Here is a 21,159-nt window from a genome sequence, read left to right as displayed (position 1 = left end):
GGCCCGTGGCACCGCACGAGGACCGGTTCTCCCCCCTCTTCGTGGTGACCGCCGGCCCGTTCCGAGCCCGGCCGGGCCACCCGTGTGGATCTGCGACACTGGTAGGACCATGCCCAAGCCCGGAGAACTCACCTTTGTCGCGCCGCGCGGAGCCAAGAAGCCGCCGCGGCACCTCGCCGATCTCACGCCCGCCGAGCGCAAGGAGGCGGTCGCCGCGGCCGGTGAGAAGCCGTTCCGCGCCAAGCAGCTCTCGCAGCACTACTTCGCGCGGTACGCGCACGACCCGGAGCAGTGGACCGACATCCCCGCGGGCTCGCGCGGCAAGCTCCAGGAAGCGCTGCTCCCCGAGCTGATGACGGTCGTACGGCATCTGTCGACCGACCAGGGCACCACCCGCAAGACGCTGTGGAAGCTGTTCGACGGGACGCTCGTCGAGTCCGTGCTGATGCGTTACCCGGACCGGGTGACCATGTGCATCAGCTCCCAGGCGGGCTGCGGCATGAACTGCCCGTTCTGCGCGACCGGGCAGGCCGGGCTGGACCGGAACCTGTCGACCGCCGAGATCGTGCACCAGATCGTGGACGGGATGCGGGCGCTCAGGGACGGCGAGGTGCCCGGAGGCCCGGCGCGGCTGAGCAACATCGTGTTCATGGGCATGGGCGAGCCGCTCGCCAACTACAACCGGGTCGTCGGGGCCGTCCGCCGCCTCACCGACCCCGAGCCGGACGGGCTCGGGCTGTCGCAGCGCGGGATCACCGTGTCCACCGTCGGTCTCGTCCCGGCGATCCACCGGTTCTCCGACGAGGGCTTCAAGTGCCGCCTCGCCATCTCGCTGCACGCCCCCGACGACGAACTGCGGGACACCCTCGTCCCCGTGAACACGCGGTGGAAGGTGCGCGAGGTGCTCGACGCCGGGTTCGAGTACGCGGCCAAGTCCGGGCGGCGCCTGTCCATCGAGTACGCCCTCATCCGGGACATCAACGACCAGGCCTGGCGTGGTGACCGGCTCGGACGGATGCTCAAGGGCCGGCCGGTACACGTCAACCTGATCCCGCTCAACCCCACGCCCGGCTCCCAGTGGACCGCCTCCCGCCCCGAGGACGAGAAGGCGTTCGTGGAGGCGATCGCCGCGCACGGTGTGCCGGTGACGATCCGGGACACCCGTGGACAGGAGATCGACGGGGCGTGTGGTCAGCTCGCCGCGAGCGAGCGGTAATGTGACTCGCGTAAGCACATCTTCATATTCCGACAGGGGAGCGCCACAGCGCTGAGAGTGCGGCACCGGCCGCAGACCCTCCGAACCTCGCCCAGGTCATTCTGGGTAGGGAGATCGGTCATCACTCGAGCTGTTGCGCCCTGCCCGGGAACCCTCACGGGGATCCCGGGCAGGGCCGCGTCTCTTCCTGGTCACTCCAGGAGGAATCAAGTGGGCATCACCAAGAAGGTCACGGTCCTGGCCGTCGGGCTGGGGCTGGTCGCCCTGTCCGCGTGCGGATCGTCCGACGGCGACGACGCGGGCGGTGACGGGTCCAGGACCGTGACCCTCGTCAGCCACAACTCGTGGGCCGTCTCGAAGGACGTCGTCGCCGCCTTCGAGAAGCAGTCCGGATACAAGCTCAAGGTCCTCGAGGACGGCGACGCCGGGCAGGCCGTGAACAAGGCCGTCCTGACCAAGGACAACCCGCAGGGCGACGTCTTCTTCGGCGTCGACAACACCCTGCTCTCCCGTGCCCTCGACAACGGGCTGTTCCAGCCGTACGAGGCGAAGGGCTCCGACCTGATCCCGGCCGAGTTCCGCGTGGACCGGGACAAGCACCGGGTCACCCCCGTCGACACCGGCGACATCTGCGTCAACTACGACAAGGCGTGGTTCGGCGAGCACGGGCTGACCCCGCCCAAGAGCCTCGACGACCTGGTCAAGCCCGCGTACAAGGACCTCCTCGTCGTCGAGAACGCCTCCACCTCCTCGCCCGGCCTCGGCTTCCTGCTCGGGACGGCCGCGAAGTACGGCGACGAGGGCTGGCCGGACTACTGGAAGAAGCTCAGGGCCAACGGCGTCAAGGTGGTCGACGGCTGGGAGCAGGCCTACAACGAGGAGTTCTCCGGCTCGGCGGGCGGCAGGAAGGCCAAGGCCGACCGGCCGCTGGTGGTGTCGTACGCCTCCTCGCCGCCGGCCGAGGTCATCTACGCCGATCCGAAGCCGGACAACGCGCCCACCGGCGTCGCCGAGGGCACCTGCTTCCGCCAGGTCGAGTACGCGGGGCTGCTGAGCAACGCCGGGAACCCCGAGGGCGGCAAGGCGCTGCTCGACTTCCTGATCAGCAAGACCTTCCAGGAGGACATGCCGCTCAACATGTTCGTCTACCCGGTGCTGGAGGGCGCCCGGGTGCCCGAGGACTTCGCGAAGTTCGGGCCGCGGGCGAAGGACCCGGAGACCATGGACCCGGCGAAGATCGCCGACAACCGTGACCAGTGGGTCAAGTCGTGGACCTCGCTCGTACTGAAGTGACGCGAGCCGCGGCGAGGCGGCGCGGGAGCGCGGCGCGGCTCGGCCTGATGGCCGTGCCCGTCGCGTTCTTCGCCGTCTTCTTCGCCTATCCCGTCACCGCGATCGTCGCGCGCGGACTGAAGGCCGACGGGACCTGGCACCTCGGGCGGATCGGGGACGTACTGGCGCAGTCCGACGTCCGGCAGGTCCTGTGGTTCACCGCCTGGCAGGCCCTCGTCTCCACCGCCCTCACCCTGCTGGCCGCCCTGCCCGGCGCGTATGTCTTCGCCCGCTTCGACTTCCCCGGCAAGCAGGTGCTGCGGGCCGTGGCGACCGTGCCGTTCGTGCTGCCGACGGTCGTCGTCGGTACGGCGTTCATGGCGCTCGTCGGACGCGGCGGACTCCTCGACGAGCTGTGGGGCCTGCGGCTGGACACCACCGTGTGGGCGATCCTGCTCGCGCACGTCTTCTTCAACTACGCCGTCGTCGTACGCACCGTGGGCGGACTCTGGTCCCAGCTCGACCCGCGGCAGGAGGAGGCCGCGCGGATGCTCGGCGCCTCGCGGTTCGCGGCCTGGAGGTCCGTCACCCTGCCCGCGCTCGCGCCCGCCGTGGCCGCCGCCGCGCTGATGGTCTTCCTGTTCACCTTCACCTCCTTCGGCGTGGTCCAGATCCTCGGCGGGCCCACCTTCTCCACCCTCGAAGTGGAGATCTACCGGCAGACCTCCGAGATCTTCGACCTGTCCACGGCCGCCGTCCTGACGATGATCCAGTTCGTCGCCGTGGGCGTGATCCTCGCCCTGCACGCCTGGACCGTACGGCGCCGGGAGACCGCGCTGCGGCTGGTGGACGCCTCGGTGACCGCGCGCCGGCCGCGCGGTGCCGGGCAGTGGGCGCTGCTGGGCGGAGTCGTCGCGACCGTCGCCGTACTGATCCTGCTGCCGCTCGCCGTGCTGGTGGAACGCTCCTTCGGCGCCGCCGGCCTCGGCTACTACCGGCAGCTGACCCATGACGACGGGGGAGTGTTCCTGGTCGCGCCGATCGAGGCGGTCGGCAACTCGCTGCGGTACGCCGTCGCCGCCACCGCCATCGCCGTCGTGATCGGCTCTCTCGCCGCCGTGGCGCTGACCCGGCGGGACGCGGGACGGCTGGTGCGCGGGTTCGACGCGCTGCTGATGCTGCCGCTCGGGGTGTCCGCGGTGACCGTCGGCTTCGGTTTCCTGATCGCCCTCGACGAGCCGCCGCTGGACCTCCGTGCCTCCTGGATCCTGGTCCCGCTCGCCCAGGCGCTGGTCGGCGTCCCCTTCGTGGTGCGGACCATGCTGCCGGTGCTGCGGGCCGTGGACGTACGGCTGCGGGAGGCGGCGGCGGTGCTCGGGGCGTCGCCGTGGCGGGCGTGGCGGGAGGTGGACCTGCCGTTGGTGCGGCGGGCGCTGCTGGTCGCGGCCGGGTTCGCCTTCGCGGTGTCGCTCGGGGAGTTCGGGGCGACCGTGTTCATCGCGCGGCCGGACAATCCGACGCTGCCGGTGGCGGTGGCGCGGCTCCTGGGGCGGCCCGGGGACCTCAACTACGGCCAGGCGATGGCCCTGTCGACGATTCTGATGATCGTGTGCGCGGTGGCGCTGCTCGTGCTGGAGCGGCTGCGGACCGACCGGACCGGGGAGTTCTAGATGCTGCTGAGCCTTCGGGCCGCGACCGTCCGTTTCGGCGGGCGGGCGGTGCTGGACGCCGTCGACCTGGAGGTCGCGGAGCACGAGATCGTGTGCGTGCTCGGTCCCAGCGGCAGCGGAAAGTCGACGCTGCTGCGGGCGGTGGCCGGACTGCAGCCCCTCGACTCCGGACGGATCCGGCTCGACGGACACGACCAGGCGGGCGTGCCGGCGCACAGGCGCGGGGTCGGGCTGATGTTCCAGGACCACCAGCTCTTCCCGCAGCGGGACGTGGGCGGCAACGTGGCCTTCGGGCTGCGGATGCACGGCGCGTCACGCACCGAACAAGCCGATCGTGTGAGGGAGTTGCTGGACCTGGTGGGGCTGCCGGGGGCGGCCGGACGTGCCGTGGCCGCGCTGTCCGGCGGTGAGCAGCAGCGCGTAGCGCTCGCCCGCGCCCTCGCGCCGCGCCCCCGCCTGCTGATGCTCGACGAGCCGCTCGGACAGCTCGACCGCTCGCTGCGGGAACGGCTGGTCGTCGAACTGCGCGAGCTGTTCGGCCGGCTGGGCACCACGGTGCTCGCCGTGACCCACGACCAGGGCGAGGCGTTCGCGCTGGCGGACCGGGTGGTGGTGATGCGGGACGGGCGGATCGCCCAGTCCGGTACGCCACTCGAGGTGTGGCGGCGTCCGGCCGACGCGTTCGTGGCCCGCTTCCTCGGCTTCGAGAACGTCGTCGGGGCGACGGTCGCGGACGGGGTCGCCGTGACACCGTGGGGCAAGGTGCCGGTGCCGGAGGACGCCCCGCAGGGCGAGCGGACGCTACTCGTCCGGCCCGCCGGTGTCCGCCTGGTCCCGGCCGGCGAGGGCCTGCGCTGCACGGTGGCCGGGCGCACCTTCCGCGGCACGCACGTCGCCGTCCGCCTCCAGCCCGAGGACGCGCCCCGCCTGGAGGCGGCCTGCGCGCTCAGGGACGCGCCGGACGCCGGGGACGAGGTCGGCGTGGAGTTCGACGCGGCGGAGATCGCCGTGCTGGAGCGGGCGACGTCCGGCTGAGGGGCCGGCGACGGAAGCGGCCCGCCCCCGGGAGGGGACGGGCCGCCACTGCGTGCGGGAGGCGTCAGCGCTCGCTGTTCGCCCCGCGACGGCGCATGCCGAAGAAGACCGCGCCACCGCCGGCCACGACCAGGGCGGCCGCGACGCCGGCGATCAGACCGGTGTTGGAGTTGGCACCGGTCTCGGCGAGGTTCGACTCACCGCCGGCCGGGGACGGCGCGTTGCTCGCGGTGTCCGCCGGAGGGGTGCTCTCGCTCTCCGGCGCCGACGGGGTCGGCGTGCCGGTCTCCTCGGCCGGGGTGGAGGAGGATTCCGACGGGGTCGGGGTGGGCTCCTCCTCGGCCGGGGGCTCCTCTTCCTCCGTCGTGCAGGCCGTCCCCGGGGTGACCAGATTCGGCTTGATGTCCTCGTCGACGTAGGGCTTCGCGTCGACGTGGACGCGGTACTCGGCGTTCGGCTTCCAGTCCTCCTCGAAGGTGATGGTGGTGCCCTCACGGGAGCCCTTGACCACCTGCTCGCCGACCTTCTTGATGTCGGCGCCGTTGTTCTGCAGGAACACGGTGATGGTGGCGGCGACGCCGGCCGGGTCCACGTCGGTGACGGTGATGACGCCCTTGTCACCGTCGCACTTGGCGGCGGCCGAGAACTCGTTGATGTTGCAGGCCACCGCGTTGCCGGCGACACCGATCGCGAGAGCGGCGGACGCGGAGACGACACCGAGGGCGCGCACGGAGCGCGCGACGGTGCGGCGTGATACGGACAGAACTGCCACGTTTGTCCTTTACGGGAATGCGCAAATGCGGGGGGTTGAGGGAGTGTTGACGGAGCATCAGCACTCCCATGTAGCTCCCAGGTCTATAAGCGCCGCATAAGTAGTGTCAACGCATATGCCTACAGTGGGACCGGGCTTTGCTTTTTTATTAACCACCCAGACGTTTCAAGGCCTCCGGGGCTTCCTCGATCCGGTCGACCAGGGCGATCCGGGCCTCCATCGAGCGCTCCCGGGCGAGCGACCGCAGCAGCGGCCAGGCCGGCAGCCTCTCCGTCCAGTGCGCCCGGTTCACCAGCACCATGGGCGTGGGCTCACCGCGCGACTCGTAGTAGTTCGGCGTCGCGTTGTCGAAGACCTCCTGTACGGTGCCGGCGGCGCCCGGCAGGAAGACCACGCCCGCGGTGCAGCGGGCCAGCAGTCCGTCCTCGCGGGTGGCGTTGGCGAAGTACTTCGCGATGTGCGAGGCGAAGGCGTTCGGCGGTTCGTGGCCGTAGAACCAGGTGGGGATGCCGATCGAGTGGTTGCCCTTCGGCCAGCGGGTGCGCACCTCGAAGGCGGCACGCGCCCAGTCGGTGATCGACGGCGTGAACGAGGGCGCGGACGCCAGGAGTTCGCAGGCCTCGTCGAGCATGGCGTCGTCGTACGGGGCCGCGTAGGCGCCGAGGTTCGCCGCCTCCATCGCGCCCGGGCCGCCGCCCGTCGCCACCGTGAAGCCGGCGTGGGTCAGCGCCCGTCCGAGCCGGGCCGCGCCCCGGAACTCCTCGGTGCCGCGGGCCATCGCGTGACCGCCCATCACACCCACGACCCGTGCCCCGCGCAGGAGTTCGTCGAGGGCGTCGGACATGGCGTCGTCGTGGACCGCGCGCAGCATGGAGGCGAAGACGTCGCCGTCCGCCCTGGTCCGCTGGAACCAGGCGTAGGACAGCGCGTCCGGGGTGGCCTCGTAGCCCTCGTCGAGCGACGCGAACAGGTCGTCGGGCGTGTAGAGATGCCCCCGGTGCGGGTCGAAGGGCAGGCCCGGGACGGGCGGGAGGGCCAGGGCGCCGTCGGTGCGGAGCTTCTCCGCCGCCTCGGGACGCATCCGGCAGCCGAGGAAAACGGCCCCGGCGGTGTCGGTGGTGAGCAACTCCCTTGTCCGGTCGGTCAGGTCGACGGACTGGACACGGAACCCGGAGAGCGTGCCGCGGGAGAAGACGACCGCGTCGAACTCCTCGAGCGTCTCTATCTCGCGGTCCCCGTGATGGACGGCATGGGCGGGACTCGTCTGCACCCGCCCATGCTAGGGGGTGCCGTGTGGACCCTGCCGGGGCCGTTTCCCGGAGCCGGTCCGATCCGGACGGCCCCGGAGCCGCTCGACGGTCAGCCCTGCACCACGGCCGGGTCCATCCAGGAGACCTCCCAGGTGTGGCCGTCCAGGTCGTCGAAGGCACGGCCGTACATGAAGCCGTGCTCCTGGGTCTCGCCCGAGACCGAGCCGCCCGCCGCGACGGCCTTCTCCACCAGCACGTCGACCTTCTCGCGGCTCTCGGCGCTCAGCGCGAGCAGCACCTCGCTGCTCCGCGTGGCGTCCACGATCTCCTTCTTGGTGAACTGCGCGTACTTCTCCCTGGTCAGCAGCATCACGATGATCGTGTCGCTGATCACGACCGCCGCGACGGTCTCGTCGCTGAACTGCGGGTTGATCGAGTAGCCGAGCTCCGTGAAGAACTTCTTCGAGGCGTCCAGGTCGTCGACGGCCAGGTTCACGAAGATCATCTGCTGGTACATGGCGGGGCCTCTCCCGTTCGGTTCGGTGGCGTTCACTGGGGTAGACCGGGGGCCCGCGCGGAACTCACCGGCCCGCGAAGGTTTTTTCCGACCGGTTCCCGACCGGTTCCCGACCGGTTCCCGGACGGCTCCTCAGCGGACCAGCGGCCACGCCGACAGTTCGGCCACGACCAGGGTCAGCGGACCGAACAGGGCGAGCAGCGCACCCGCGCGGAGCGCGGCGGCCCGGCGCAGCGCCCCCGTGGCCGCCCCGAGGCCCCGCAGCGCGGCGGTGGTGCCGGCGCGGGCCTGCCTGGCCTCGACGGCGGCCGTCAGCAGCGTCGCCGTCGTGCAGCCCGCCACCAGCAGCACCCCGAGCACGACGAGCGGACCGGAGGAGGCGTCCTCGCGGTCGTGCAGCGAGGCCATGGCGTACGCGGCCGACAGCACCGCGCAGACCACGCCCAGCGGGCGTCCGAGGCGCGTGGCCTCGGCCATCAGGACCCGCCCGGCCAGCAGGCGCAGCGCGCCGGGCCGTGCCGTCTGGAGCAGCCTGCCGCACAGATGGGCGAGGCCGGGACCGGCCAGTGCGAGACCGACGGCGGTCAGGGCCAGACCGAGCAGCGCGGAGGGCCGGTCGGCCGGCACGCCCCCGCCGTCCGTACGGCTCGCGAAGGCCTCCACGGCCAGCCCCATCGCCAGCACCGCGATCCCCCACGGCAGCCCGGACGGCGGCGTGAGCGGCCCGGCGGGCGGGGCGTCGGCGGGACTTTCAGGGCTGTCAGGGCTGTCAGGGCTGTCGGGACGGTCCGCCGTGCCGTCCGGCTCCGGTGCCGTACCCGCCGTACGCCGGCCGCGGGCCGCCGCCCCCAGCTGCCTGCCGAACCGCCCGTACGCCCCGAACGACTCGCGTGCCGCCGTGCGCCGGTACGCGCCGAACCGGCCGTACACCCGCCCCGCGCGGGCCGCCCCCGCCGCGGGGTCACGCGGCCGCAGCGCCACCGCCACGGCCGCCGACGCGCTCAGCGGCACGAGCGCCAGCAGCGTCAGGGCGGCCGGCAGCGGAAGCGGCCGTCCGGCGGCGAGGAAGTCCGTCGCGGCGCCGGCCGGGGGCGTGCCGGTGAGGTCGCCGCGCAGCTGGAGGAAGACCAGCAGGGCCAGCGCCGAGCCCAGCACGCAGGACAGCGCCGTGGTGGCGGCGGAGACCGCCATCAGCCGGACGGGACCGAGACCGAGCGCCGACAGGCCGGACCGGGGCCGGGTGCCCGGATCGGTGCGAGCGACCGCGACCGCGAAGTACACGGTGGCCGCCATCGGGACCGCGCACCAGGCCAGCCGGAGCGCCGAGGAGGACGGGTCGGGGTGGCCCAGCGCGTGGCCGAGGGCGCTGAGCAGCAGGAAGCCCGTGCCCGCGGACGCGGCCGCGACCAGGAGCCGGCGCACCTGGACGGCGAGGTGGGCGCCTCGGGTCAGACGGAGAGCGAGCACGCCGTCCGGCCTTCCGTCTCGGCCGCCCCGGGGACCGGCGGCAGGTGTACGGTGCGCACGCGCCGCCCGTCGAGCAGCGACACCGTGCGGTCGGCGAGGGCCGAGGTCTGCGCGTCGTGGGTCGCGAGGACCACGGTGATGCCGTGCGAGCGGGCCGCCGTGGTGAGCGTGCGCAGCACGTGGGCGCGGTCGACGCGGTGCAGCGGGGCGGTCGGCTCGTCGGCGAACAGCACCGAGGGCGCCGGAGCGAGGGCGCGGGCGACGCAGACCCGCTGCCGCTCGGCCTGTGTCAGCTCCCCGGGGTCCCTGCGGGCCCGGTCACCGATGTCGAGGCGCTCCAGCCACTCCAGGGCCGCCGTCCTGGCCCGGCGCCGGCCGACGCCGCGCAGCATCAGGGGCAGGGCGACGTTCTCCCAGACGTTCAGCTCGGGCACCAGCACCGGGGCCGGGTCGATCCAGCCGAAGCGGTCCCGGCGCAGCCGCTCGCGGGCGCCGGGGCTCATGGTGTGCACGGGCACGCTGTTGAACCAGACCTCGCCGCTGCGTGCGGGCAGCAGGCCGGACAGACAGCGCAGCAGTGTCGTTTTTCCGCTGCCGCGCGGGCCGCCGACGGCGAGGATCTCGCCCTCCCGGACGCCGAGCGAGACCCCGCTCAGTCCGGGCGAGCCGTCGTCGTACCGGTGGTGCAGGGCTCGCGCCCAGAGCACGTCGTTGTCCGGTGGGGCCACCATGGGCGTACACCTCGGTTCAGATCGGAAAGGGCCGTGCCGTGTCCCCCGTATGGGGGAACGAGGGTGCAGCCCGCCGGTCACGGTCCGGGCTCCACGCACCGTCGTGCGTCGCGGACAGCGCGTCGCGGGAACCGAGCACGTGCTGCCCTCCTTGGCGTCATCGCCGCCCGGGCCGGGCCCGGCCCGGGCGGTGTCGGTCGCATGGGGCTCCGCTGTTCACCGGGCGGCGGGGCGGCGCGGGCCGGGAAGTCCCGTCGTCCGGCGATGGGGCGGAGCCAAGGGAACGCTAGGCAGACCGTGGGGCGTGGCCGGACAGCAACACGGCCCCGTGCCGTCCCTTCTCACTCGAACGGACGGCACGGGGCCGGTGTTGATCTTCCAGTAGGAAGATCGGTACCTCTTCCGGCCTACAGCTTGGTCCAGGCCTCGGAGAGGGTCGCGCGCAGGATCTGCTCGATCTCGTCGAAGGTCTCCTGGTTGGAGATCAGCGGCGGGGCGAGCTGGACGACCGGGTCGCCGCGGTCGTCGGCCCGGCAGTACAGGCCGTTCTCGAAGAGCTTCTTCGACAGGAAGCCGTACAGGACGCGCTCGGTCTCGTCCGCGTCGAAGGACTCCTTGGTGTTCTTGTCCTTGACCAGCTCGATGCCGTAGAAGAAGCCGTTGCCGCGGACGTCGCCGACGATCGGCAGGTCGTGCAGCTTCTCCAGGGTCGCGCGGAAGGCGCCCTCGTTGTCCAGCACGTGCTGGTTGAGGCCCTCGCGCTCGAACAGGTCGAGGTTGGCGATGCCCACGGCCGCCGAGACCGGGTGGCCGCCGAAGGTGTAGCCGTGCAGGAAGGTGTTCTCGCCCCGGTAGAAGGGCTCGGCGAGACGGTCGGAGACGATGCACGCGCCGATCGGGGAGTAGCCCGAGGTCATGCCCTTGGCACAGGTGATCATGTCCGGGACGTAGCCGAACTTGTCGCAGGCGAAGGTGGTGCCCAGCCGGCCGAAGGCGCAGATGACCTCGTCGGAGACGAGCAGCACGTCGTACTGGTCGCAGATCTCGCGCACCCGCTGGAAGTAGCCGGGCGGGGGCGGGAAGCAGCCGCCGGCGTTCTGCACGGGCTCCAGGAAGACGGCCGCGACCGTGTCCGGGCCCTCGAAGAGGATCTGCTGCTCGATCTGGTCCGCGGCCCAGCGGCCGAACGCCTCCGGGTCGTCGCCGTGGATCGGCGCCCGGTAGATGTTGGTGTTCGGCACCTTGTGCGCGCCCGGGACGAGGGGCTCGAACGGGGCCTTCAGAGCCGGCAGTCCGGTGATGGACAGGGCGCCCTGCGGGGTGCCGTGGTAGGCGACCGCGCGGGATATGACCTTGTACTTGGTCGGCTTGCCGACGAGCTTGAAGTACTGCTTGGCGAGCTTCCAGGCGGTCTCCACCGCCTCGCCGCCGCCGGTGGTGAAGAAGACCTTGTTGAGGTCGCCCGGAGCCTCGTGCGCGAGCCGCTCGGCGAGCTCCACGGCCTTGGGGTGGGCGTAGGACCAGACCGGGAAGAAGGCCAGCTCCTGCGCCTGCTTGGAGGCGGTCTCCGCGAGTTCCTGACGGCCGTGGCCCGCCTGCACCACGAACAGGCCCGCGAGGCCGTCGAGGTAGCGCTTGCCCTTGTCGTCGTAGATGTGGGTGCCCTCGCCCCGGACGATGGTGGGGACGGGGGAGTTCTCGTACGAGGACATGCGGGTGAAGTGCATCCACAGGTGGTCGTACGCGGACCTGCTGAGGTCCTTGGGGCTGTCGGTGCTCACGATTATCGGGTTCCCCACATGTAGGTCTGCTTCTTGAGCTTGAGGTAGACGAAACTCTCGGTGGAACGCACTCCGGGAACGGCACGGATGCGCCTGTTGATGACCTCCAGGAGGTGGTCGTCGTCCTCGCAGACGATCTCGACCATGAGGTCGAAGGACCCCGCGGTCATCACCACGTACTCGCACTCGTCCATGGCGGCCAGCGCGTCGGCCACGGACTCCACGTCGCCCTCGACGTTGATCCCGACCATCGCCTGGCGGCGGAAGCCCACGGTGAGCGGGTCGGTGACGGCGACGATCTGCATCACGCCCTGGTCCAGCAGCTTCTGCACCCGCTGGCGCACGGCCGCCTCCGACAGGCCCACGGCCTTGCCGATGGCGGCGTACGGCCGGCGGCCGTCCTCCTGGAGCTGCTCGATGATGGCGAGGGAGACGGCGTCCAACTGGGGACCGCCGCCGTTCTTGGACTCGCGGGAGTCCTTCGGGTCTGCGCTTCGACTGGCCACGGGGTCACTGTGCACGACGTATCGACAGTTTCGCAAGGCTCGATCGATGAAATTCGTTGTCTGTGGCGTTCCTGCTTGCGGATTTCGCAGGAGTGGGGCGGTTGGGGGTGTTGAAAACGTCAGTCATCGGTTTAGGGTGGTGTCTCAGAGGCTGGACACTCGACATTTCTCGACACCCCAGACACCTCGGACACCCACGAGGAACACCAGGAGGGCCTGCAGTGAGCACCGAGCTGCGTCGTCTGCGCAACTACATCGGCGGTGAGTTCCGGGACGCCGCCGACGGCCGGACCACCGAGGTGGTCAACCCCGCGACGGGCGAGGCGTACGCGACCGCTCCGCTGTCCGGGCAGGCGGATGTGGACGCCGCGATGGCGGCCGCCGCCGAGGCGTTCCCCGGCTGGCGCGACACCACCCCGGCCGAGCGCCAGAAGGCCCTGCTGAAGATCGCGGACGCCTTCGAGGAGCGCGCCGAGGAACTCATCGCGGCCGAGGTGGAGAACACGGGCAAGCCCGTCGGGCTGACCCGCACCGAGGAGATCCCGCCGATGGTGGACCAGATCCGCTTCTTCGCGGGCGCGGCGCGGATGCTCGAGGGCCGGTCGGCCGGCGAGTACATGGAGGGCCTGACCTCCATCGTCCGCCGCGAGCCGGTCGGCGTCTGCGCGCAGGTCGCGCCCTGGAACTACCCGATGATGATGGCCGTGTGGAAGTTCGCCCCGGCGATCGCCGCGGGCAACACCGTCGTCCTGAAGCCCTCGGACACCACCCCGGCCTCCACGGTCCTGATCGCCGGGATCCTCGGCTCGATCCTGCCCAAGGGCGTCTTCAACGTCATCTGCGGCGACCGCGACACCGGCCGCCTCATGGTCGAGCACCCCACCCCGGCGATGGCCTCCATCACCGGTTCGGTGCGCGCGGGCATGTCGGTCGCCGAGTCCGCGTCCAAGGACCTCAAGCGGGTCCACCTGGAGCTGGGCGGCAAGGCCCCGGTCGTCGTCTTCGAGGACACCGACATCGCCAAGGCCGTCGAGGGCATCTCCGTCGCGGGCTTCTTCAACGCCGGCCAGGACTGCACGGCCGCCACGCGCGTCCTCGTGCACGAGTCGATCCACGACGAGTTCGTCTCCGCGCTCGCCGAGGCCGCCGCCGGCACGAAGACCGGTATGCCGGACGACGAGGACGTGCTCTTCGGCCCGCTCAACAACCCCCACCAGCTCAAGCAGGTCGAGGGCTTCATCGAGCGGCTGCCGGCGCACGCGCGCGTGGTCGCCGGCGGCAAGCGCGTCGGCGACAGGGGCTTCTTCTACGCCCCGACCGTCGTCTCCGGCCTCAACCAGGACGACGAGATCATCCAGAAGGAGGTCTTCGGCCCGGTCATCACCGTCCAGCGCTTCACCGACGAGGACCAGGCCGTCGAGTACGCCAACGGCGTCGAGTACGCGCTGGCCTCCTCGGTGTGGACGAGGGACCACTCCCGCGCGATGCGGATGTCCAAGAAGCTGGACTTCGGCTGCGTGTGGATCAACACCCACATCCCGCTGGTCGCGGAGATGCCGCACGGCGGCTTCAAGAAGTCGGGCTACGGCAAGGACCTCTCGGCGTACGGCTTCGACGACTACACGCGGATCAAGCACGTGATGACGTCCCTGGACGGATAGGCGACGAAGCGGCGGCCCCGGACGGTGGACCACCGTCCGGGGCCGCCGTGTTCCCAGGGCGCGGAACATTTTTTGAACATGTTCAACTCTCGGCGTACGCTGCTGCCATGAGCGACAGAGCCGCCCTGCTCAAGGGCATTCGCGCCTGGCTGGTCTTCTTCGTCGTCTGTCTGGTGCTCAGCGGAGCCACCGCCTTCCCCCTGGTGCACGAACTGCGCTGGGCCGAGGACCTGTTGCGGTCCCTGTCGGCGCCGGAGCACCTCCCCGCCCTCATGGAGTGGATCGAGCGCGTGCGGGACGGGCTCGACACCGCCGACGCCGCATACCCCTTCCTCCTCTACGGCACCGACTGGCTCGCCTTCGCGCACCTCGTGATCGCGGTCGCCTTCTACGGCCCCTACCGCGACCCCGTCCGCAACGTCTGGGTCGTCGAGTTCGGCATGATCGCCTGCGCCGGCATCGTCCCGCTCGCCCTCGTCTGCGGCCCGATCCGCGGCATCCCCTTCTGGTGGAGCGTCGTCGACATGGCGTTCGGCGTGTTCGGCGTGATCCCGCTGTACGCCGTACGCCGGAAGATCAAGCGGCTGGAGGCGCTCACGCCGAACACGGTGCCGGCCCTCGCTACATGAGGGCGGCCTCCCGGATCCGGTCGGCGACCGGGTTCGAGGTCGTGTCCTTCGCGTCGGTGTCGGAGAGCGAGTACACGAGGGTGAAGCTCAGGTCCTCGGTCGCGGCGATCGCCGTGCTGTAGCCGGGCCGGGCGCCGGTTTTGAGCCAGTACACCGTGCCCCGGTGCTCCCAGCGGGTCAGGCCCGCGCTGTGGGCGGCGCCCTCGATGCCCGCCGGGACCGTGAACATCTCCCGCAACTGCGGTCCGGGCACGATCCGTCCGCCGAAGAGGGCCCTGACGAGCCGCTCCAGGTCTGCGGTGGTCGAGATCATGTCCCCGGCCGCCCAGCGGTCGGACACGTTCCACTCGGTGACGTCCACGAGCCGGGTCGTCCCGTCCGCCCGCGGCACCGCCTGGTAGCCGCGGTGGTGCGGTCCGCGGATGCGGGGGTCGGCGCCGGGGAAGTACGTGTGCCGCATCCCTGCGGGGCGCAGCACGAGCCGGGTGGCCTCGGAGGCGTACGACCGCCCGGTCACCTTCTCGATCAGCAGACCGAGGACCGTGTAGTTGATGTTGAGGTACTGCTGCCGCTCACCGGCGGTGAACGCCGGGCCCTTCGCGACCGCCGACTCCACGACCCGCCGCGGGGTGAGCGTGTCGTAGCGGTGCGCGTACAGCTCCTCGAAGGTGTCGCCCCAACTGATGCCCGGCTGGATGCCGCTGGTGTGGTTCAGCAGGTTCCGCACGGTGACGGGTGTCGTGAACCCGGGGCCGAGCAGACCGGGCAGGTAGCGCTCGACGGACGCGTCGAGGTCGACCTTCCCCTGCGCCGCCAGCCGGAGGACGACGGCGGCCGTCACCACCTTGGTCGTCGAACCGGCCCTGAACCGCGCGTCCGGGTCGGCCGCCCGGCCGCTCACCACGTCCCGCACCCCCGAACCGCCCTGCCAGGAACCCCCGGTGCCGCCCAGCCGGACGAGCGCGGTGGTCGCGTCTCCGTCGGGCAGCCCCTCGATCGCCTCGCACAACGCCCGGTGGGACGGAGTGGTACTGCACACGGGCGCCGCCGGGGCGGGCGAGGCGAACGCGGGCGCGGCGAGCGGGCCCGCGCCCAGGGCGAGGACGAGGGAGGCGGCGAGCAGGGTGGTGCGACGACGGGGGTGCATCGGTTGCTCCTCGGGGGGGTTCGGCGGAAGGACGCGATCATCCTCCGGCCGTGCGGGCCCCCTCCGGATCGTCGTCGGGGAGGACACCCGCCCTGGCGCGCCCCCGACAACTTCCCGGAGGGAAAGGGAAGTTGTCGGGGGTCGCCCCTAAGGACCGGGATCGGAATGAGGTGCTTGCCGTTTCGGAATGACGGGGTGTCAGGTCTCGTTTGCCGGGCAGGGGGTGAGTGCGACCGATAGGTGTGGTGGGGCAAGCCGAGGCTGGTCGAGGACGGGCCCAGGAAACGGTCCAGGTGCTACGGCGCGGGCGGCTTGCCTGGCGGCTCCCAGCCGTGGGTGAGGATGTCGAAGAGTGTCTCGACGGCGGCCCGGCGGTCCTGCCGGCCGCGAGCGAGCACCGGGATCTCGAGTACGAATCGGGCAAGAGCCACACATGCGAGGTTGTCGCGCCCCACGCCGAACTCGTCGGCGATGACTGCGCTGAGGCTGTCGGTGTACCGGGTCCACATGCGTTCGGCGTAGGCGCGCAGCACCGGCGTTGAGTTCACCAGGTTGGTGAACTCGGCCGCCTGAGGATGTGCCTCGATCGACGGCCAGGTGTCCAGGACGTGCTGTCGAAGGGCATCGAGGATGCTCTGATCGGAGCGGCGCTGCCGCACCGCGGCGATCAGCTGTGATTCCCGGTCTTCGTCCTGGTCGAATACCAGTGCTTCCTTGCCGCTGAAGTGCTTGAACACCGTGGCGGTCGACACGTCGGCGGCGTCGGCGATGTCACGGATGCTCACCTGATCGTAGCCGCGCTCCAGGAAGAGTCGCAGTGCGGCGTCGGCGATCGCCTGCCGGGTGGCCGCCTTCTTGCGGTCGCGGCGGCTGACAGAGGGCACGGTCATGACTACAGCGTACTCGATAGTCGAATCAGTTGCTAAGTAGAGTCGTTGCACTTTTCGACTTGCTCTGATTCCATGGACATGCGCGAGCACCTGGGCGGCACATCCTCGTCGGCCTGGTCATCGTCCGCACCGCGCCGACCTGTTCACCCGAGAGGCCCTCCGCGGGGCACATCCGGTGTTGGTGCCGAGGTCGACAATGCCCGGCCTGCTCGCCTCTCTTCGCCGACTGAAAGGGACAACCATGAACTCCCCAGAACCCGCACGGGCACGCATCAGCGTCATCGGTGCCGGCCCCGGCGGACTGACCTGCGCCCGCATCCTCCAGCAGCACGGCATAGCGGTCACCGTCTACGACCGCGACCGGGGCCCCGACGCCCGCAACCAGGGCGGCACCCTCGACCTGCACGCCGACAACGGCCAGATCGCCCTGCGCGAAGCCGGTCTGCTCGACGAGTTCTTCAAGCTCGCCCGCCCCGAAGGGCAGGAAATGCGCCAGATGGACCCGACCGGCACGCTCACGTCCCATGAAGTCCCGGCGCCCGACGAACTCTTCAAGCCGGAAATCGACCGTGGCCAGCTGCGCAACCTGCTACTCGACTCCCTGCAACCGGGAACCGTGCGCTGGGGCCACGCCATCGACACGATCAGTGGACCCGACGACGGTCCGCGGCAATTGCACTTCACCGACGGCACGACCATCCAGACCGATCTGGTCATCGGCGCCGACGGCGCCTTCTCCCGCGTCCGCCCGGCCGTGTCCCCCGCCGTCCCCGAATACACCGGGGTGAGCTTCCTGGAAGCATGGTTCTCAGACGTCGAGAACCGGCACCCGGACCTGGCCGAGCTGGTCGGCCAGGGCAGCGCCCACGCAGCCGACGGTGAGCGCGGCCTGTTCGCCCAGCGCAACAGCGGAAACCACATCCGCGTCTACATCATCCAACGCGTCCCGGTCGACTGGATCAGCACGAGCGGCCTGACAGTCGAGGACACCGACGGCATCCGCGCCCTGCTCCTGGGCGAGTACGCCCACTGGTCGCCCCGCATGCGCCGGATGATCACCGAGAACGACGGCCCCTACGTCGACCGTCCGATCTTCGCCCTCCCGGTCCCGCACACGTGGGAACACAACCCGACGGTGACCCTGCTCGGAGATGCCGCCCACCTCATGCCCCCGCTCGGCGTCGGCGTCAACCTCGCCATGCTCGACGCCAGCGAAATCGCCCTCGCTCTCGTGAACGCCGCCACCGTCGCCGACGCGATCCGCACCTACGAGAAGACCATGCTCCCCCGCTCCACCGAGACGGCCAAGGCCCTCGAAGGCGGCGCCGAACACCTGCTGTCCACCGACGCACCCGACTTCGGCAGCAACAACGACGCCCAGCACTAGGGACCGACCGAGGTCTTCAGCCGTCGCCGGCAGATGATGGCGCAGCCGAGGGTGATGAAGGCCTGGTGGATGTCGTCGCGGATCTCCCAGCGGATGCGCAGGCGCCGGAACCAGTGCAGCAGCGCGATGGCGCCCTCTACGACCCGGCGGTGGACTCCGAGACAGGAGCCGTGTTCGGCGCCGCGTCGGGCGATGACCGGGGTGATCTCGAGCCGGCGGACCTTGTCGCGGTAGACATCGTGGTCATAGCCGCGGTCGGCGTAGACCCGGCGGGGGCGGCACAGGGATCGGCCGCTCCCACCACGTGTCTCGGCCGGGCCCACCCCCCTGTCTGGCAGGTACCAACATGAACTGACAACCCGTCATTCCCGAGCGAAGAAGCCCTCATTCTGATCCCAGTCCTAAGGAGCCCGCCTCTGCGACCGGCCGCCGGTGTCACGCAGCGCGCACAGGACGTCGATGCGGTTGGTGGTGACCGAGTCGACGCCCAGGGCCAGCAGGCGTCGCATGGAGCGGCGGGTGTCCGGGGTCCAGACGGAGAGCAGAAGACCGGCCTGGTGGACGCGGTCCACGAGGGCGCGGTCGACCAGGCCGAAGCGGTAGTTCAGCCAGCGTGGACGGATCGCCTCCAGCAGACCGGCACGGGCCGGTGCCGGCGTCGTACGCGTGAGCGCGATCTCGGCGGACGGGTCCGCCGCGCGCACGGCGAGCATGGCGGGGGCGCCCGCGCAGTAGTACACGCGGTCCTGGGCGCCCCGCTCGCGCACGGCGTCCACGACCCGGCGCACCGCGCGGACGTCCGGCGCGCCGGGCAGGTCGATCATCACCCGGCCGCCGTCCGTCGCCGCCAGCGCGTCGGAGAGCGTGGGCACCCCGCCGTCCGTGACCCCCCGCACCTCCTCCCACGACAGCGACCGCAGCGGACGGTCGTGCTTCCAGAGCCGCTTCAGCGTTTCGTCGTGCAGCAGCACCGGGACGCCGTCCCGGGTGAGGCGTACGTCGATCTCCACCGCGTCCGCGCCCCGGTGGAGCGCGGAACGCAGCGAGGCGAGGGTGTTCTCGCGGACCCGATAGGGGTCGCCGCGGTGGGCCACGGCGGTCACGTTCTGCATAACGGCCCTTCGCGGACGGTCAGGAGGCGAGCCAGGACGAGGTGTAGGCGTCGATCTCGGCGGCCAGCCGCGCCTTGCCGGCCGGGTCCATGAACGACGCCTCGACCGCGTTCTTCGCCAGGCCGGCCAGACCCCGCTCGTCGAGCTCCAGCAGCCGCGCGGCGACCGCGTACTCGTTGTTGAGGTCGGTGCCGAACATCGGCGGGTCGTCGGAGTTGACGGTGACGAGCACGCCGGCCCGCGTGAACTCCTTGATGGGGTGCTCGTCGAGGACGGTCACCGCGCGGGTGGCGATGTTGGAGGTGGGGCACACCTCCAGCGGGATGCGCCGCTCGGCCAGGTGCCGGAGCAGTTCGGGATCGCGGGCGGAGCTGGTGCCGTGCCCGATGCGCTCGGCGCCCAGCTCGTTGAGGGCGTCCCACACCGTCTCCGGTCCCGTGGTCTCGCCGGCGTGCGGCACGGAGTGCAGTCCGGCGGCGATCGCACGGTCGAAGTACGGCTTGAACGGAGGACGGGGCACGCCGATCTCGGGCCCGCCGAGACCGAAGGAGACCAGGCCCTCCGGGCGCAGCCGGTCGTCGGTGGCGAGCCGCACGGTCTCCTCGGCGGACTCCAGCCCGGCCTCGCCGGGGATGTCGAAGCACCAGCGCAGCACGGTCCCGAACTCGGCCTCGGCCGTCTTGCGGGCGTCCTCGATCGCGTCCATGAAGGCACGCTCGTCGATGCCGCGCCGGGTGGAGGAGAACGGCGTGATGGTCAGCTCGGCGTACCGCACCTGCTGCCGGGCCAGCTCGCGCGCCACCTCGTAGGTCAGCAGCCGCACGTCCTCGGGGGTGCGGATGAGGTCGACGACGGACAGGTACACCTCGATGAAGTGGGCGAAGTCCGTGAAGGTGAAGTAGTCGGCCAGGGCCTCGGGATCGGTGGGGACCTTGGAGTCGGGGTGGCGGGCGGCGAGCTCCGAGACGATGCGGGGAGAGGCGGATCCGACGTGGTGCACGTGCAGTTCGGCCTTGGGCAGTCCGGCGATGAAGGCGTGCAGGTCGCGTGCGACGCGTGGCTCGACGAGACGGTCGGTCAAGGTTCCTCCCCAAAGCGGCGTCCCCGGGCCGCACAGGCGGCGGGACGCGGATGATCGGCTGATCGATGACTCGAGGTCATCGTAGGCGGTCGCCGGAGGGGGGCACGGGGCGGCAGGGAGCGGCGGAGCCGTAGCATGGCCGGACGACCGAGGGCCAGGGGGGACTCCAGATGACGGACGCGACGCAGCCGGGCGGGGACACGGGCGCCGGCGATCCCTGGGCGGCCCCGGAGGACAAGGACCGCGCGTCCGGCGCCGGCCGGCCGCCGGCGGGGGCACCGGGCACGCCGACCGTCGCCGACGGACTGTCCGCGCCGCGGCCGCCGTCCGTGCACGACCAGCCCACCGTCGCCTCGATGCCGGGCGCCGGCTTCGTCCCGCCCGCCGGGGGCACGCCGCCGGGCGGCCCCACGCCGTTCGACACCCGGGGCTCCGCGCTGCCCCCGCCGCCCGTCGCACCCACCGGCCCCGGCGCACCCGGCGGCTACGGATACCCCGGCTACCCGCCGGGCTACGGCTGGCCCGGCGTGCCGGTGCAGCGGCAGAACGGCATGGGCGTCGCCGCCCTGGTGCTCGGCATCCTGGCCTGCTGCCTGTTCTGCCTGTACGGCGTGGTCTCCGTCGTCCTCGGCGTCCTCGCCATCGTCTTCGGCGTCAAGGGCCGCCAGAAGGCCGAGCAGGGCCTGGCCGACAACCACGGGCAGGCCCAGGCCGGCCTGATCACGGGCATCATCGGCCTCATCCTCGGCATCGCCGTGATCGTCCTGATAGCCGTCGGCATCACGGCCGCCATCAACAGCGAGGAGGACGGCTGGGAGGACGAGGACCACTACGGCGCCCACCGCCCGGCCGCCACCGCCCCCGCCTTCCGCTGACCGGACCGGTCGTCACCGGTCGCCATGGACCGGAGAAGAGCGGCGGCCCCCGCCCCCCCCCCGCGGGGGGGGGGGGGCGGGGGCCCACGGTCGGGGGCGCGCCCGGGGCCCCGCCGGCCCATCAGCCCCACGGGTGGGGTGGCGTCGATCGCGAACATCA

General features: G+C 71.4%; 20 protein-coding genes and 1 riboswitch. Of the genes, 8 read left to right on the top strand and 12 right to left on the bottom strand.

Annotated features, from left to right (window positions below; all coding sequences use genetic code 11):
* Window positions 1–109 precede the first annotated feature (109 nt).
* From rlmN to ACFY3N_RS34150, 4 genes are all read left to right on the top strand, one after another.
* Complete coding sequence (gene rlmN / locus ACFY3N_RS34165; protein ID WP_390820703.1) at window positions 110–1,216, top strand: 23S rRNA (adenine(2503)-C(2))-methyltransferase RlmN; 1,107 nt, start codon at window positions 110–112, stop codon at window positions 1,214–1,216.
* A gap of 24 nt (window positions 1,217–1,240) precedes the next feature.
* A riboswitch (TPP riboswitch) is annotated at window positions 1,241–1,346 on the top strand.
* 80 nt (window positions 1,347–1,426) lie between these two features.
* Window positions 1,427–2,509, top strand: a complete 1,083-nt coding sequence (locus ACFY3N_RS34160; protein WP_390820702.1) for a thiamine ABC transporter substrate binding subunit — start codon at window positions 1,427–1,429, stop codon at window positions 2,507–2,509.
* 47 nt (window positions 2,510–2,556) lie between these two features.
* Window positions 2,557–4,158, top strand: coding sequence for an ABC transporter permease (locus tag ACFY3N_RS34155; RefSeq protein WP_390820701.1), 1,602 nt, complete (start codon window positions 2,557–2,559; stop codon window positions 4,156–4,158).
* A complete protein-coding gene (locus ACFY3N_RS34150) occupies window positions 4,159–5,193 on the top strand; it encodes an ABC transporter ATP-binding protein (RefSeq protein WP_390820700.1) in 1,035 nt (344 codons plus the stop codon).
* A gap of 64 nt (window positions 5,194–5,257) precedes the next feature.
* Here ACFY3N_RS34150 and ACFY3N_RS34145 read toward each other — a convergent pair whose 3' ends face one another.
* The 7 genes from ACFY3N_RS34145 to ACFY3N_RS34115 all read right to left on the bottom strand — a co-directional run bounded on the left by ACFY3N_RS34145 (window position 5,258) and on the right by ACFY3N_RS34115 (window position 12,232).
* Entirely contained in the window at window positions 5,258–5,965 is a 708-nt protein-coding gene (locus tag ACFY3N_RS34145; RefSeq protein ID WP_390820699.1) for an LAETG motif-containing sortase-dependent surface protein, read from the bottom strand.
* Window positions 5,966–6,113: 148 nt separating this feature from the next.
* On the bottom strand, window positions 6,114–7,235 hold the full coding sequence (locus ACFY3N_RS34140) for an LOG family protein (RefSeq protein ID WP_390820698.1): 1,122 nt from the start codon (window positions 7,233–7,235) through the stop codon (window positions 6,114–6,116).
* A gap of 89 nt (window positions 7,236–7,324) precedes the next feature.
* Complete coding sequence (locus tag ACFY3N_RS34135) at window positions 7,325–7,732, bottom strand: VOC family protein (protein ID WP_390820697.1); 408 nt, start codon at window positions 7,730–7,732, stop codon at window positions 7,325–7,327.
* A 132-nt stretch (window positions 7,733–7,864) separates the two neighbouring features.
* Entirely contained in the window at window positions 7,865–9,199 is a 1,335-nt protein-coding gene (locus tag ACFY3N_RS34130) for a hypothetical protein (RefSeq protein ID WP_390820696.1), read from the bottom strand.
* The gene (locus ACFY3N_RS34125; protein ID WP_390820695.1) at window positions 9,181–9,930 is read right to left on the bottom strand and encodes an ABC transporter ATP-binding protein; all 750 of its coding nucleotides are present in this window, start codon (window positions 9,928–9,930) and stop codon (window positions 9,181–9,183) included. The genes ACFY3N_RS34130 and ACFY3N_RS34125 overlap by 19 nt, the downstream gene beginning before the upstream one ends.
* Window positions 9,931–10,337: 407 nt before the next feature.
* Window positions 10,338–11,711, bottom strand: coding sequence for an aspartate aminotransferase family protein (locus ACFY3N_RS34120; RefSeq protein WP_390820694.1), 1,374 nt, complete (start codon window positions 11,709–11,711; stop codon window positions 10,338–10,340).
* A gap of 2 nt (window positions 11,712–11,713) precedes the next feature.
* Window positions 11,714–12,232, bottom strand: a complete 519-nt coding sequence (locus tag ACFY3N_RS34115) for an Lrp/AsnC family transcriptional regulator (protein WP_390820693.1) — start codon at window positions 12,230–12,232, stop codon at window positions 11,714–11,716.
* Between the two features lie 206 nt (window positions 12,233–12,438).
* Between ACFY3N_RS34115 and ACFY3N_RS34110 the strand changes: the two genes are divergently transcribed.
* Together ACFY3N_RS34110 and ACFY3N_RS34105 are read left to right on the top strand one after the other, a co-directional pair.
* Window positions 12,439–13,878 (top strand): gamma-aminobutyraldehyde dehydrogenase, encoded by a 1,440-nt coding sequence (locus ACFY3N_RS34110; protein ID WP_390820692.1) that lies wholly within the window; start codon window positions 12,439–12,441, stop codon window positions 13,876–13,878.
* Between the two features lie 107 nt (window positions 13,879–13,985).
* On the top strand, window positions 13,986–14,507 hold the full coding sequence (locus ACFY3N_RS34105; protein WP_390820691.1) for a hypothetical protein: 522 nt from the start codon (window positions 13,986–13,988) through the stop codon (window positions 14,505–14,507).
* On the opposite strand, the gene ACFY3N_RS34100 is transcribed toward ACFY3N_RS34105, so the two are convergent.
* A complete protein-coding gene (locus ACFY3N_RS34100) occupies window positions 14,500–15,654 on the bottom strand; it encodes a serine hydrolase domain-containing protein (protein ID WP_390820690.1) in 1,155 nt (384 codons plus the stop codon). The genes ACFY3N_RS34105 and ACFY3N_RS34100 overlap by 8 nt on opposite strands.
* A 296-nt stretch (window positions 15,655–15,950) precedes the next feature.
* Window positions 15,951–16,544: a TetR/AcrR family transcriptional regulator gene (locus tag ACFY3N_RS34095; protein ID WP_390820689.1), complete on the bottom strand. Its 594-nt coding sequence runs from the start codon at window positions 16,542–16,544 to the stop codon at window positions 15,951–15,953.
* Between the two features lie 241 nt (window positions 16,545–16,785).
* On the opposite strand from ACFY3N_RS34095, the gene ACFY3N_RS34090 reads away from it, so the two are divergent.
* The gene (locus ACFY3N_RS34090; RefSeq protein WP_390820688.1) at window positions 16,786–17,931 is read left to right on the top strand and encodes an FAD-dependent oxidoreductase; all 1,146 of its coding nucleotides are present in this window, start codon (window positions 16,786–16,788) and stop codon (window positions 17,929–17,931) included.
* Here ACFY3N_RS34090 and ACFY3N_RS34085 read toward each other — a convergent pair.
* The 3 genes from ACFY3N_RS34085 to ACFY3N_RS34075 form a co-directional block, all read right to left on the bottom strand.
* Window positions 17,928–18,254 carry a hypothetical protein gene (locus ACFY3N_RS34085; protein ID WP_390820687.1) on the bottom strand — a complete coding sequence of 109 codons (327 nt, stop codon included), beginning with the start codon at window positions 18,252–18,254 and terminating at the stop codon, window positions 17,928–17,930. The genes ACFY3N_RS34090 and ACFY3N_RS34085 overlap by 4 nt on opposite strands.
* Window positions 18,255–18,332: 78 nt before the next feature.
* Entirely contained in the window at window positions 18,333–19,043 is a 711-nt protein-coding gene (locus tag ACFY3N_RS34080) for a glycerophosphodiester phosphodiesterase (protein WP_390820686.1), read from the bottom strand.
* A gap of 19 nt (window positions 19,044–19,062) precedes the next feature.
* Window positions 19,063–20,124, bottom strand: a complete 1,062-nt coding sequence (locus ACFY3N_RS34075; protein ID WP_390820685.1) for an adenosine deaminase — start codon at window positions 20,122–20,124, stop codon at window positions 19,063–19,065.
* Window positions 20,125–20,294: 170 nt separating this feature from the next.
* On the opposite strand from ACFY3N_RS34075, the gene ACFY3N_RS34070 reads away from it, so the two are divergent.
* Window positions 20,295–20,999 (top strand): DUF4190 domain-containing protein, encoded by a 705-nt coding sequence (locus tag ACFY3N_RS34070; RefSeq protein WP_390820684.1) that lies wholly within the window; start codon window positions 20,295–20,297, stop codon window positions 20,997–20,999.
* Window positions 21,000–21,159 lie beyond the last annotated feature (160 nt).

Origin of the sequence: Streptomyces sp. NPDC000348, from assembly GCF_042898795.1 — a bacterium.
Taxonomy (GTDB): domain Bacteria; phylum Actinomycetota; class Actinomycetes; order Streptomycetales; family Streptomycetaceae; genus Streptomyces.
Note: the sequence above shows the minus strand (reverse complement) of the source record. Positions and strands in the feature narration are given on the sequence as shown.